At 45.7% G+C, this 13,331-nt stretch carries 11 protein-coding genes; 6 read left to right on the top strand and 5 right to left on the bottom strand.

Translation table 11 applies throughout. The features are described from left to right. Positions 1-200: 200 nt before the first annotated feature. Both ABIE50_RS31115 and ABIE50_RS31110 read right to left on the bottom strand, forming a co-directional pair. Positions 201-1,400, bottom strand: coding sequence for a pyridoxal phosphate-dependent aminotransferase (locus ABIE50_RS31115; RefSeq protein ID WP_209862976.1), 1,200 nt, complete (start codon positions 1,398-1,400; stop codon positions 201-203). Positions 1,401-1,506: 106 nt separating this feature from the next. Then, positions 1,507-1,917: a DUF1573 domain-containing protein gene (locus ABIE50_RS31110; protein ID WP_354028260.1), complete on the bottom strand. Its 411-nt coding sequence runs from the start codon at positions 1,915-1,917 to the stop codon at positions 1,507-1,509. Positions 1,918-2,135: 218 nt separating this feature from the next. Between ABIE50_RS31110 and ABIE50_RS31105 the strand changes: the two genes are divergently transcribed. The 3 genes from ABIE50_RS31105 to ABIE50_RS31095 all read left to right on the top strand — a co-directional run bounded on the left by ABIE50_RS31105 (position 2,136) and on the right by ABIE50_RS31095 (position 6,672). Next, positions 2,136-4,514, top strand: a complete 2,379-nt coding sequence (locus ABIE50_RS31105) for an alpha-ketoacid dehydrogenase subunit alpha/beta (protein ID WP_354028259.1) — start codon at positions 2,136-2,138, stop codon at positions 4,512-4,514. A gap of 238 nt (positions 4,515-4,752) precedes the next feature. Further along, the gene (locus tag ABIE50_RS31100) at positions 4,753-5,709 is read left to right on the top strand and encodes a D-2-hydroxyacid dehydrogenase (RefSeq protein WP_209862970.1); all 957 of its coding nucleotides are present in this window, start codon (positions 4,753-4,755) and stop codon (positions 5,707-5,709) included. A 240-nt stretch (positions 5,710-5,949) separates the two neighbouring features. Further along, positions 5,950-6,672, top strand: a complete 723-nt coding sequence (locus ABIE50_RS31095) for a response regulator transcription factor (RefSeq protein ID WP_142685995.1) — start codon at positions 5,950-5,952, stop codon at positions 6,670-6,672. Between the two features lie 86 nt (positions 6,673-6,758). Here the strand turns inward: ABIE50_RS31095 and ABIE50_RS31090 are convergent, their stop codons facing one another. Both ABIE50_RS31090 and ABIE50_RS31085 read right to left on the bottom strand, forming a co-directional pair. Beyond that, positions 6,759-7,469 (bottom strand): YebC/PmpR family DNA-binding transcriptional regulator, encoded by a 711-nt coding sequence (locus ABIE50_RS31090; RefSeq protein WP_142685996.1) that lies wholly within the window; start codon positions 7,467-7,469, stop codon positions 6,759-6,761. Positions 7,470-7,641: 172 nt separating this feature from the next. After that, the gene (locus tag ABIE50_RS31085; protein WP_209862967.1) at positions 7,642-9,138 is read right to left on the bottom strand and encodes an amino acid permease; all 1,497 of its coding nucleotides are present in this window, start codon (positions 9,136-9,138) and stop codon (positions 7,642-7,644) included. A gap of 201 nt (positions 9,139-9,339) precedes the next feature. Here ABIE50_RS31085 and ABIE50_RS31080 point away from each other — a divergent pair, with 201 nt between their 5' ends. The 3 genes from ABIE50_RS31080 to ABIE50_RS31070 all read left to right on the top strand — a co-directional run bounded on the left by ABIE50_RS31080 (position 9,340) and on the right by ABIE50_RS31070 (position 12,678). Further along, positions 9,340-10,620, top strand: a complete 1,281-nt coding sequence (locus ABIE50_RS31080) for a dicarboxylate/amino acid:cation symporter (protein ID WP_209862963.1) — start codon at positions 9,340-9,342, stop codon at positions 10,618-10,620. 66 nt (positions 10,621-10,686) lie between these two features. Continuing rightward, entirely contained in the window at positions 10,687-11,370 is a 684-nt protein-coding gene (locus ABIE50_RS31075) for a DedA family protein (protein ID WP_142685999.1), read from the top strand. 72 nt (positions 11,371-11,442) lie between these two features. Further along, positions 11,443-12,678: an MFS transporter gene (locus tag ABIE50_RS31070; protein WP_209862960.1), complete on the top strand. Its 1,236-nt coding sequence runs from the start codon at positions 11,443-11,445 to the stop codon at positions 12,676-12,678. Here the strand turns inward: ABIE50_RS31070 and ABIE50_RS31065 are convergent, their stop codons facing one another. Further along, a complete protein-coding gene (locus ABIE50_RS31065; RefSeq protein ID WP_142686001.1) occupies positions 12,679-13,140 on the bottom strand; it encodes a MarR family winged helix-turn-helix transcriptional regulator in 462 nt (153 codons plus the stop codon). Between the last annotated feature and the right edge of the window lie 191 nt (positions 13,141-13,331).

Raw genomic sequence — 13,331 nt, 5'->3', positions numbered from 1 at the left:
CGTATCTGTAAATATTTTTATAATTAAATAATTTTTGTCGTTGTTGTTATTTCTACATCAAATATACGAAACAAAATATCAAAAATCCAAGTAGTGAGTGTTAAATAATTGCTTTTTTCTTAAAAAAACATATATAGAATTTATTATAATGTACTTAAAGACTTACTGCCCGGATTTTATCTTTAATTATTTGAGCAAAATTATTTGGAAATTCTACCCGGATATATTTCCAAAGCCTTTTCCAGGCAGACCATTGCGTGACGAATGTCTGTTGTATTTAATACATAAGCCAGCCGCACTTCATTCTTCCCTGATCCTGGCGTAGCATAAAAGCCGGTTGCCGGCGACATCATTACCGTTTGCCCTTCATATGAGAAAGATTCCAGTATCCATTGGCAGAATTTGTCTGAATCGTCAATTGGCAGCCTGGCCATGGCATAGAAAGCACCACCCGGATTAGGACAAAATACCCCGGGGATCTCATTCAGCATTTTTACCAGGATGTCGCGGCGGCTAAGATATTCCGCCTTAATACCATCAAAATAATCGGTTGGCAGATCCACCGCAGCTTCCCCGGCTATTTGCGCAAAAGTAGGAGGGCTCAGGCGCGCCTGGGCAAATTTCATTACGGCATCCAGTACCGGCTGGTTTTTGGTAACAAAGGCCCCAATGCGGCCTCCGCATGCACTGTATCTTTTGGAAATGGTATCCAACAGGATCACATTGTTTTCCATACCCTCCAGGTTCATCGCCGAAAAATGTTCTCCTGTATAGCAAAACTCCCGGTAAGCCTCGTCGGAGAAGAGGAACAGGTTGTATTTCAGGCAAAGCTGTTTCAATACTTCCAGTTCTTCCCGGCTGTAAAGATAACCGGTGGGGTTATTGGGATTACAGATCATGATAGCTTTGGTACGTGGGGTAATGGCCTTTTCAAAATCAGCCATCGCCGGTAGTGCAAAGCCGGTTTCAATACTGGAAGTAATGGTTTTGATCTTTATTTCCGCTTCTACGGCAAAACCATTATAGTTGGCGTAAAAAGGTTCCGGAACAATCACCTCGTCGCCCGGATCCAGGCAGGCCATAAAGGCAAATATGATGGCTTCCGAACCGCCGGTGGTAACAATGATCTGGTTATGGTTCACCGCAATATCAAAACGGCTGTAATAAGTAACCAGCTTACGGCGGTAACTCTCAAAACCTGCGCTGTGACTGTATTCCAGGATCCTGAATTCGGAATGGCGTACCGCATCCAGTACGGGTTTAGGGGTTTCGATGTCTGGTTGGCCGATGTTCAGGTGGTATACTTTCACCCCTTTTTTCTTGGCTGCTTCGGCGAATGGTACAAGCTTTCTGATGGGAGAAGGCGGCATTTGCTCACCTCTCTGGCTAATGGTAGGCATAAAATTGTTTTGATCTTTTGCTGTGCAAAGATAGGGGATACGATGGGCAACAAAAAAACCTTACAGCATTATGCTGTAAGGTCTTAGTATGTTTAAAGTGTGGTAATTATTTATTGTTGGAACCAACTGTACCTGTCAGGTGCAGTTCTTTGTCCTGATCCACGCCTCTGAACTTTACCCAGATGGTTTTATTCTGCTGACCTAAACCATTTGCACTGTAACTCGCGGTTACTTTTCCTTTTTTACCAGGTAAAATAGGTTCCTGTGTCCATTTTGGAGTAGTGCAACCACAACTGGCGCGGGCTGCTTCAATCAGCACCGGTTCTTTGGAAATGTTAGTGAATTCAAAATCAACGGTAACTGGCTTGTTTAACTCAGTTTTACCAAAATCAACCGTTTCTTTGGCAAATTTTACTTTGGTATCTGCTGGATTCTGTGTAGTAGCGGTTTGAGCCCACAAAGCAGTGGTCAGCAGCATGCTAGCAAACAGGGATAAGATAAATTTTTTCATTTTCATATGATGGTTTTAAAGAGACCGGTTAAAAAATATTGATATCTTTCTTGGTTAGAACAAATTTACAGCCAAAAAGCATTATAAACCTTACAATTTATTAAAATCTTATTAAAAAAAATCAGATTATTTTAAATGAAAGATCTACAGCATTTTTCAACTGTATAATTAACCTTACTTTTGTACTTTAACCATGAGGCATGATAGAAAATAACGAACTAGCTATGAATTTAGAAAGCCGGTTGTCATTCGAAGAGTTCCGCAAGGAAGTGCTTAATGATTACAGGTTGGCCTGCGAAAGCAGGGAAGTTAGTCTGCTGGCCCGTAAGGAAGTGCTTACAGGTAAAGCAAAGTTTGGCATTTTTGGAGATGGAAAAGAAGTGGCGCAGATAGCAATGTCAAAATACTTTCAGCCAGGGGACTTCCGTTCCGGTTATTACCGCGATCAAACTGTTGCATTTGCCACTGGTATTGCCACTCCCGAACAATTCTTCTCGCAGTTATATGCAGATCCTGATCTGAAAAATGATCCATTTTCAGGCGGACGACAGATGAACTCTCATTATGCCACACCTAATCTTGATCAGGATGGCAACTGGCTTCCTCTGGCCCAAATGAAAAACTCTGCAGCTGATATGGCCCCCACAGCCGCGCAGATGCCCCGCGCACTGGGCCTCGCCTTTGCCTCTAAAATGTTTCGTGAGGTGGAAACCTTACATCAATATAAACATCTCTCCAACAACGGTAACGAAATCTGTTTCGCTACTATCGGTGACGCCTCTACGTCGGAAGGACATTTCTGGGAAACCATGAATGCCGCTGGTGTTTTGCAGGTTCCACTCGCCGTTTTTGTTTGGGATGATGGTTATGGTATTTCCGTACCCCGTAAATATCAGACCACCAAAGGATCTATCAGCGCAGCATTGGAAGGCTTCCGTAAAACCGAAGAATCCAACGGCTTTGATATATACAATGTAAAAGGCTGGGATTATGCCGGCATGTGTGAAGTATTTGAAGCGGCTATCCGGAAGATCCGTGAAACGCATACTCCTGCGCTGTTTCATGTGGAAGAGATCACACAGCCCCAGGGCCACTCTACCAGCGGCTCACACGAACGGTATAAAAGCAAGGAACGTCTTGCCTGGGAGCGGGAGTTCGACTGTAATGTGAAGATGCGCTCCTGGATCATCGAAAATGCTTTGTGCGATGAAGAAACCCTGCTGGCCGTTGAAGCAGAAGCAAAAGTAAAAGCGCAGGAAGCCCGTAAAGCAGCCTGGGAAAAATATATTACACCGATCAAAGAACAGGTGCAGTTGTTTGTAACACTGGCTGCACCTGTTGCAGACATTGCAGGCGCAGATGCCAATACGGTGAATACGTATATCCGCGATCTTCAGAACAACCGTGAGCCGCTTCGCCGCGATATCCTGAAGGCTGGCGCTATGATCCTGCTGAAACACCGGCACCTGAAATCAGCGCCCGCTGTGCAGGCATTACAACAATATTATGATGCTTACCTGGCAGCAGAAAAAGAAGTGTATAATACGCTGCTTCACGCTACCGGCGTTAACTCTGCACTGAATGTACCGGTAGTACCTGCAGCATATGACACAAACAGCATTACCGTAAACGGGTACGAAATACTGAATAAATATTTTGATCAGCTGTTCACCAATAATGAACGCGTATTTGCTTTCGGTGAAGACGTGGGAAAAATTGGCGACGTAAACCAGGGCTTTGCCGGATTACAGCAGAAACATGGTAAAACACGTATAGCCGATACCGGTATCCGCGAGTTAACCATCATAGGACAAGGTATAGGGCTCGCATTACGCGGCCTGCGCCCCATTGCTGAAATCCAGTACCTTGATTACCTGTTGTACGGGCTGCAACCACTCAGCGACGATGTGGCTTCCCTGCAGTACCGCACCAAAGGAATTATGTATTGCCCGCTGATAGTACGCACCCGTGGCCATCGCCTGGAAGGCATCTGGCACAGCGGATCGCCAATGGGCATGATCATCAATTCCCTTCGAGGTATGCATGTATGCGTGCCGCGTAACATGGTACAGGCAGCCGGTATGTATAACACCCTGCTGCAGGCCAATGAGCCCGCACTGGTAATTGAATCTCTAAACGGTTACCGCCTGAAAGAAAAATTGCCGGCTAACCTTGAAACGTATACAGTGCCATTGGGCATTCCGGAAATATTGCATGAAGGAACAGATGTGACCATCGTTACTTACGGCTCAATGACCCGTATCGTGGAAGAAGCAATGGTAACATTAACAGAAACAGGTATCTCCTGTGAGCTCATTGATGTGCAAACCTTACTGCCTTTCGATATTCATCACAGTATTGTGAAGTCGTTGCAGAAAACAAACCGGATCCTCTTTGTAGATGAGGATGTGCCTGGAGGCGGTACTGCCTATATGTTCCAGGAAGTAATTGAAAAGCAGGGCGGCTACCGCTGGCTGGACGTTGCTCCGCGCACTATGAGCGCACAGGCGCACAGGCCGGCATACGGCTCCGACGGGGATTATTTCTCCAAGCCCAATACAGAAGATGTAGTAAAAGTAATTATGGAGATGATGCAGGAATAGTTGCATCCTTAAATCATACAAAAGCCGGTATCCTTAACAGGGACCGGCTTTTCCTTTAATAGGCGAAGCCACCATAACAGCGTTTTATCTGCTGGAATGGCGGCTTCTTAAATTAGCTGGAGTATCGTGCTATTATGGCGCTGCAAAGGTGACCTGATTTTTTGTATGCGAAAAGAGATGCGAGCGGAGTTAATGATTATTTCATGTATGATGTATCTTGTTTCATAAAACGAAGACCATGAAAAACATCGTAGTACTGGACGGACATACCCTGAACCCCGGGGACCTCGACTGGAGCGGGTTACAGGCATTAGGCAATGTAACATTCTACGACCGCACGCCTGAGCACGAAGTAGCGGCAAGGTCAAAGGATGCGCATATTATACTGACCAATAAAGCGATTGTAAGCGGGGAAACCATCCGGCAGCTGCAGCAACTGGAGTATATTGGCGTAACTGCTACAGGCTTCAATATAGTGGATATCCTGGAAGCAAGAAAAAAGAACATCCCGGTAACAAATGTGCCGGCTTACAGTACAACATCTGTAGCCCAGCTGACTTTTGCGCTGATCCTTGAATTATGTCACCATACCGGTTTGCATGCAGAGAGCGTAAGGGCAGGGGAGTGGAGCAGCAGTATTGATTTCAGTTACTGGAAAACACCGCTTACAGAGCTGGCCGGCAGTACGCTGGGGATTGTGGGGCTGGGACAGATAGGACAGGCCGTGGCCCGTATTGCGCTGGCATTTGGGATGAAGGTGATTGCCAATCATAAGCATCCTGAAAGAGACGCTATGCCAGGTGTTGATTTTGTAGACCTGGCCACCTGTTTCCGGGAGGCGGATATTGTTTCGCTGCATTGCCCGCTGAACCCTGCCAACAAAGAGTTTGTAAACGCCGGCTTACTGGGTACCATGAAGAAGAATGCTTTCCTGATAAATACCAGCCGGGGCCCGCTGATCAGGGAGGCCGACCTGGCCCATGCCCTGGAGAAAGGAATTATTGCCGGCGCAGCACTGGATGTATTGTCCGCAGAACCGCCGCCAGCCGCAAATCCTCTGATAAATGCGCCAAATACCATTATTACCCCGCATATTGCCTGGGCCACACAGGCAGCCCGGAAAAGACTGATGCATACCTCTGTAGAGAACGTTAAAGCCTTCCTCGAAGGAAATCCTAAAAATATTATCAATTAGGATTACCCGTTAAGCGAATAAACAGGTTATTAGTAAGAAGAGTGCAAACAGAAAATAATGGGCTTTGGGGTATACCATGTAACCGAATGGTTGAAATGAATGATACACTCAGAAGTGAATAGGATGGATGGCCTGCATTATGATTATGTTATTTATTTTTGGATAAAGGTACCAGCTACACTTATATATAAAGGTACATGTACAACTAAAATCTATTCATTCGCTTAAAACCAACGTTACATGCAATCAAGCATTCTTTTGGTAGAGGACGATGTATTTTTTGCCAAGGTGGTAAAAAGACACCTCGAGCGCGCCGGTTATAATGTCAACTTCTGCGAAAACGGCCAGGAAGGTTGGGAAAAATTCCAGAAACATGTATTTGACCTGTGCATACTGGATGTGGTAATGCCCAAAAAAGACGGGTTTACCCTTGCCGGCGATATCCGTTCTATGGATGAAAACATTCCCATCATCTTCACTTCTTCCCGTTACCTGGAGCAGGACAGGCTGCAGGGCTTTGAAGCAGGGGCAGATGATTATATCACCAAGCCTTTCAATATGCAGGAAATGATCTGCAGGGTGGAGGTATACCTGAAACGCAGCCGCCTCCTGAAAAGCGAACGCCGTGTTGTATACACCATCAGCAACCTGATCTTCGACTATTCACAATATCATATCAGGCATAAAGATGCCGACTCCCATGTTCGTATGGCCCCAAAAGAAGCGGAGTTGCTTCGCTTTCTATGCGAAAATTCAAACAAAAAACTAAAGAAAGATGATATCCTGTCTGTTATCTGGGGACAGGAAGATTTTTTCGCTTCACGTGTGATGGACGTTTATCTGACCCGTCTTCGTAAACACATTGCGCAAGACCCTGCCGTAAAACTTGAAACCTACCACGGTAAGGGGCTCATGTTCATCGCAGATGACCTGGGACGCACACACACCATCGCTAAGGTTTAGCTGTTTTTGGTTTAGAAGGTTAACCGCATCAAATGAAAACGTCCGCCTTAATAGCGGACGTTTCTCTTTTTATATCCAATGATATCTTATCTCAGATTGTGGAAAACCTGCTGTACATCCTCATCCTGCTCCAAACGGTCTACCAGCTCCAGCACCTCTTTTGCCTGTTCTTCATTCAGCTCAACAGTAGTGGTCGGAATACGTTTCAGCTCTGAGCTGATCACTTCCAGGCCTTTCTCTTCCAGGGCTTTGGCCATATTGCCAAATTCTGTGAACGCCGCGCGGATAATGATATTACCTTCACTGTCTTCCCCTATTTCTTCCAAACCAAAATCAATCAGTTCCAGTTCCAGTTCTTCCAGGTCCTGGCCGGCATTCTTTACTTTGAACTCACCTACGCGGTTAAATAAAAATCCAACAGATCCGCTGTTACCCAGGCTACCACCGCCTTTTGTAAAGTGCATACGCAGGTTGGCAACAGTGCGGGTGGTATTATCAGTAGCCGTATCAATCATTACCGCCACTCCGTGAGGGGCATAACCCTCATAAACCACTTCTTCATAATCAGTTTTATCTTTCCCCATGGCGCGCTTGATAGCTGCGTCCACACGGTCTTTAGGCATGTTAACACTCTTCGCGTTGAGAATGCAGCGACGGAGTGCGGGGTTATTATCCGGATCAGGACCAGACGCCTTTACGGCAATGGCTATTTCCTTACCTATTCTTGAAAATGCTTTCGCCATCTTATCCCAGCGGGCAAACATGGTCGATTTTCTTACTTCAAATATTCTTCCCATTGGAGTGGTATATATTATAGTGACTTTTAAAAACAGAACGCAAAAATAAGGATTTTCAGGTACCGGAATAGCGGATTTACCTGATTTTAACTAAAGCGGAGAACAAAACGGGGGGAAATCCTTCGTTCTGTTCTCCGCTTATATCATCTCCGGAAATTTTACTTCCGGTTATTTATTCCTGCATTTTACGGGCCTTACTGTGTTTTACACTGTACCCGAAATAAACCACAAAACCTATGCCCAGCCATACAAACAACCGCGCCCAGTTTTCTATGCCTAAACTGATGATCATAGTAAGACAGAAAGCCGCTCCCAGTAAAGGAATGATCGGTACCCACGGCGTTTTAAAGGCACGTGGTATTTCCGGGTTGGTTCTGCGCATTACAATAATGCCGAAACACACCAGTACAAAGGCAAACAGGGTACCGATACTGGTCATATCGCCCACCACATTGTCTGGAATAAAGGCCGCAAACAGGGATACAAATACAAAGAACATCCACTGTGAGCGGTAAGGCGTGCGGTATTTTGGGTGCAGCTTGGCAAATACAGATGGTACCAGGCCGTCATTACTCATGGAGTAAAACACCCTTGTCTGCCCCAGCAACATCACCAGTATAACAGAGGAAAAACCCGCAAGGATAGCCACTGTAATGAAGGTCGACAACCAGGAGTAGCCAGGCATATAAGTGTCAATCGCGTAAGCCACGGATGCTTCACCACCGGCTTTCAGGAAGTCGGTAAAAGGTGCAATACCTGTCAGCACAAAAGAAAACAGGATATATAACAATGTACAGATAGCCAGTGATACAAGGATACCGATGGGCATATTCCTTTTTGGATTCTTGGTTTCCTGTGCAGCAGTAGATACTGCATCAAAACCAATAAAGGCAAAAAATACCACACCAGCCCCCCTGAGCACGCCCGCCCAGCCATGGTTCCAGAAGTTAGAGTAATCTACCACCTGGCCATTGTGCATTTTTACGGTACCGGCATCTGCAGGAATGGTAAAAGGTGTGTGGTTAGCAGGGTTGATGAATTTCCATCCCAGGAAGATGAACAACATTACGATGGCCACTTTGGTAATAACAATGATGTTATTCACAATGGCCGAACCCTGTGTACCCCTGATCAGCAACAAAGTGAGCGCCAGGAGGATAAACACAGACGGAACATTCATAATGCCCTGTACACCAGCATCAGAGGTTTCAAACGGACTATGGCACCACTGGTAAGGTATGGTGACATGAAATACATTGGTAAGCAGCTTATTCAGGTACTGCGACCAGCCGATGGCCACCGTAGCTGCGCCCAGTGCATATTCCAGTACAAGGTCCCAGCCAATGATCCAGGCAATAAACTCTCCCAGTGTTGCATAGGAATAAGTATAGGCGCTTCCCGCAATAGGAATCATGGAAGCAAATTCGGCATAGCATAAACCCGCCAGCGCGCAACCTATAGCAGCAATAATAAAGGAAATAGTAACGGCAGGTCCGGCATGCTGGCCTGCAGCAGCAGCCGTTCTTACAAAAAGACCGGCGCCAATAATAGCGCCAATACCTAATGCTATAAGAGAACCTGCACCAAGTGTCCTTTTCAGACCCTTTTCAGATTCTCCAGCTTCGGCCATTAAAACAGACAGTTGTTTTTTAGCAAAGAGTTTGCTCATACGCAGTCGTATTGTGGTTGATGTTTTAATTAAGGTAGTTTAGTTTGTTGTTGTTCTGTTGATCGCCAAATATAATATCTAAAATCAAAAACAGATACTTTTATTTTGCCTGCCAAAGCGCATCTTTAGCTGCTTAACCTTATTTTTGATAAATTTTCCGGTTACAACTTTTAATTATTACAAGATAAATTCTGTCTAAGCATGAAGAAATCATCGAATCTGCTCACATTATATATTTTCATTGCTATGGTAATCGGAATAGGCACTGGCTATGGTGTTTTCCTTGCCTATGGCAATGCTCCTGCCACCACAGGAACCAAGGATACCCCGCAGATCTTCGCTGATAACATCTCCATCCTGACAGATATCTTCCTTCGCCTTGTTAAAATGATCATTGCCCCGCTGGTATTCTCCACCCTCGTGGTAGGAGTGGCCAAGCTGGGCGACATAAAAGCTGTTGGCCGCATTGGCGGCAAAACAATGCTGTGGTTTATCAGTGCAACATTTGTATCATTGTTTTTAGGCCTGGTACTGGTTAACCTGTTGAAACCAGGATTATCCCTGTCGTTGCCCCTGCCCGATGAACATGCTTCTTCCGGCATTGCCAAGGCAGATATGACCCTCAAAGGCTTTTTCCGGCACGTAGTACCGGACAGCGTGGTAGATGCAATGGCCCATAATGAAATACTGCAGATCGTGGTATTTGCCATATTCTTTGGGGTAGCGGCGGCAGCCATTGGCGAAAAGGCCACCCCCGTGGTAAAGCTGCTCGACAGTGTGGCTTATATCATGCTGAAAGTGACCGGTTTTGTAATGAACTTTGCCCCCTTCGCGGTATTTGGCGCCATGGCGGGTATCATTGCACTGAAAGGCCCCATTGTATTGGTAACTTATGGTAAATTCATCCTACAGTTTTATTTTGGGCTGGTTTGTTTGTGGGTGGTTATTTCCCTGGTAGGAGGACTGATCCTGGGCAAACGGGTATTCAGGTTACTGGGGATGATCAAAGATCCGCTGTTGCTGGCTTTTGGCACTGCCAGCAGCGAGGCCGCGTATCCGCGCACCATGGAAGAGCTGGAAAAATTTGGCTGCGACAGCCGTATTGTTAGCTTTGTATTACCGCTCGGCTATTCCTTTAACCTGGATGGCTCGATGATGTATATGACCTTTGCCAGTTTGTTTATTGCCCAGGCATATGGTATGCACCTGGGTATTGATCAGCAGATCACGATGTTGCTGGTATTAATGATCACCAGTAAAGGGATTGCGGGCGTGCCCCGTGCATCGCTGGTGGTAATAGCCGGTACACTCTCGATGTTCAAGATCCCCGAAGCCGGGCTTATCCTGTTGCTGGGAGTAGATCACCTGCTGGATATGGGCCGTTCGGCTACCAATGTTATCGGAAATGCAATGGCCACCGCCGTTGTTTCCAGATGGGAAAATAAACTTGCACCATCAGCAGAAGTTACTGCCAAAGCCTAACTTAACAAATGCGTAACAGTTTATTGATTATTTTACCACTTCAGAAATAGAAATAGCGTATTTAGCATGGACCAGATTATTGAGTTTTTTAAACACCTCATTAATCCCTCGTGGATTATTGAACATGGTGGACTTTACCTGTTACTGGCAATTATTTTTGCAGAAACAGGCCTCTTCATAGGATTCTTTCTGCCGGGGGATTCCCTGCTCTTTGTAGCGGGCATCTACAGCGAAGACCTTTGCCACAGCTTCTTTAATCTTCCATTTGTGGTGATCATGTTCCTGATTGCCACCGCCGGTGTGCTGGGAAACATGGTAGGCTTCTGGTTTGGTAAAAAGTCCGGCCCTTTGTTATTTAAGAAGAAGGATACATTCTTTTTCAAGAAGAAACACCTGCACCAGGCCCATGATTTCTTTGTAAAATATGGCGGCGGCGCTATCTTCTTTGCCCGCTTCCTCCCTATCATCCGTACTTTTGCACCTATAGTGGCAGGTATTGTGGGTATGGATGGCAAGAAATTTATGTTCTTTAATATCATCGGTTCCTTTGCCTGGGTATTTTCCATGATGCTGGCCGGGCACTATCTGGATAAGGCTTTTCCTACCCTGAAGGAGCACCTGGAACTGATCATCCTGGTAATAGTACTGATCACCACGTTGCCGGTACTGATCAAGGTGATATTTGGTAAAGTAAAACCACAGCATGCGGCTACTACCGCTGAACCAGAAAAAACTGATTCTCCAATATAATTTTTTTATATCTTTAAAAGGGCCTTCTTAAAAGGCCCTTTTTTTTATTCCCGTTATCGACAACCAAACAAAATGAAAGCCGACAAAAGTTCCGTCTCTATTTTCAATATCGCCGTAATAGTGGCATCCCTGGGCTATTTCGTGGATATTTATGATCTCCTGCTGTTTACTATTGTAAGGGTACCAAGTTTAAAATCGCTGGGATTGCCCCAGAGTGAAATTGATGCCGGCGCCGGTATGCTGCTTATCAATATCCAGATGGTGGGATTGCTTGTGGGAGGTATTTTCTGGGGTATTATCGGAGATAAAAAAGGCCGCCTGAGCGTATTGTTCGGTTCTATCCTCATTTATTCCGTGGCCAATATCGCCAATGGCTTTGTGCAGGGCATCAACGGGTATGTACTATGGCGCTTTGTGGCCGGCTTCGGGTTGGCGGGAGAACTGGGTGCAGGTATTACACTGGTGTCGGAGATCCTGCCAAAGGAGAAGCGGGGGTATGGTACTATGATTGTGGCCACAGTAGGCGTGTCCGGGGCGGTGGCTGCCAACCTGATTGCAAAGCTGGTGGGCGACTGGCGGATCTGTTATTTCATTGGTGGCGGTTTGGGACTGGGCTTGCTGATCCTGCGGGTGAGCGTTATGGAATCGCAAATGTTTAATGCAGTGAAAACGTCTACCGCGTCCAGGGGGAGTTTTGTAGCGTTGTTCACCAACCGCGAGCGGTTTATTAAATACCTGAAATGTATGCTGCTGGGCACCCCTACCTGGTTTGTGGTAGGTATACTCATCGCTTTTTCCAATAAGTTCGCCACCCTGATGGGAGTAAAGGGCGCCATTAATCCTGGCGATGCCATCGCATTTTGTTATGCAGGGCTGGTATTGGGCGATTTCGCTTCCGGGCTTATCAGCCAGTTATGGCAAAGCCGCAGGAAGGTGATGCTGTTATTCCTGGTGCTTACAGGTATTATGGTAGCTGTATACTTAAACCTGCATGGTGTGGAAACCTGGGTGTTTTACACCGTATGTTTTATACTTGGTTTCAGCGTTGGGTTCTGGGCAATTTTTGTGACGATTGCAGCCGAAAGCTTTGGTACCAATCTGCGGGCCACCGTGGCTACTACTGTTCCGAATTTTGCAAGAGGGATGCTACCTTTGATCTCTATCTTATTTATACAAATACAGAAATATTTTACTTTCCTTCAAAGCGGGGCTATTGTGGCGGTGATTTGTATCGGAGTTGCGTTGATTACTGCCTGGAAGGTGGAAGAAACGTTTGGCAAAGATCTTAATTACCTGGAAGAGATTTAATCAATGATAGCTGTCCAGCATTTTGTCCAGTAACTTATTCAGCTGGATGACTTCCTTTTCGTTTAACGACTGAAGGGTGTTATCCAGTTGCCTGATTTCTGTATCTATTAATTTCAGCAGTTCCAGCCCTTTGTCGTTGATGCGGACATCCACGGCGCGCCTGTCCATTTCACTGTTTTTCCGTTCCACAAGGTCTGCTTTGCGAAGCCGTTCCACAAGGCGGGATACATCGCTCATTTTATCCAGCATTCTTTCTTTCAACACATTGATGCTTGCCGCCTGGGGGTGTTGCCCACGGAGGATCCGCAGTATGTTGAACTGCTGCATGGTGATACCATAGCGCTTAAAGAATTGCTGGTGGCGCGACGTTATCCAGTTACCAATGAAAATCAGGCTGATCAGGCCACGTTGATTTTCGCTTTCAAATGTTTTCTGCGTAATCAGTTTTTCCAGGTTAGACATACATTCAGAGTTAAACCAAATTTTATGAAACTATTTAGAACTGCTTCATTTATACTGTTTTAGCCCGTTTCGGGAATGGGGTAAAATTACGAATAAATGCGGATTTATGTTCAAGATCGCCTTCGGGCGATGGAAATTGTCTTGGAGCAGGATTAGACTGATTAACCATGATTACCTTGATTTTATTTTCG

This window comes from Chitinophaga sp. OAE865, from assembly GCF_040546735.1.
Classification (GTDB): domain Bacteria; phylum Bacteroidota; class Bacteroidia; order Chitinophagales; family Chitinophagaceae; genus Chitinophaga; species Chitinophaga polysaccharea_A.
The sequence above is the reverse complement of the archived record's forward strand: the minus strand, read 5'-3'. Positions and strand labels throughout refer to the sequence as shown.

Coding starts and splice junctions, on each gene's coding strand:
- ABIE50_RS31075 (WP_142685999.1), top strand. CDS start 10,687: ATGGACCAGATTATTGAGTTTTTTAAACACCTCATTAATCCCTCGTGG.
- ABIE50_RS31105 (WP_354028259.1), top strand. CDS start 2,136: ATGAATTTAGAAAGCCGGTTGTCATTCGAAGAGTTCCGCAAGGAAGTG.
- ABIE50_RS31070 (WP_209862960.1), top strand. CDS start 11,443: ATGAAAGCCGACAAAAGTTCCGTCTCTATTTTCAATATCGCCGTAATA.
- ABIE50_RS31080 (WP_209862963.1), top strand. CDS start 9,340: ATGAAGAAATCATCGAATCTGCTCACATTATATATTTTCATTGCTATG.
- ABIE50_RS31115 (WP_209862976.1), bottom strand. CDS start 1,400: ATGCCTACCATTAGCCAGAGAGGTGAGCAAATGCCGCCTTCTCCCATC.
- ABIE50_RS31065 (WP_142686001.1), bottom strand. CDS start 13,140: ATGTCTAACCTGGAAAAACTGATTACGCAGAAAACATTTGAAAGCGAA.
- ABIE50_RS31095 (WP_142685995.1), top strand. CDS start 5,950: ATGCAATCAAGCATTCTTTTGGTAGAGGACGATGTATTTTTTGCCAAG.
- ABIE50_RS31090 (WP_142685996.1), bottom strand. CDS start 7,469: ATGGGAAGAATATTTGAAGTAAGAAAATCGACCATGTTTGCCCGCTGG.
- ABIE50_RS31110 (WP_354028260.1), bottom strand. CDS start 1,917: ATGAAAATGAAAAAATTTATCTTATCCCTGTTTGCTAGCATGCTGCTG.
- ABIE50_RS31085 (WP_209862967.1), bottom strand. CDS start 9,138: ATGAGCAAACTCTTTGCTAAAAAACAACTGTCTGTTTTAATGGCCGAA.
- ABIE50_RS31100 (WP_209862970.1), top strand. CDS start 4,753: ATGAAAAACATCGTAGTACTGGACGGACATACCCTGAACCCCGGGGAC.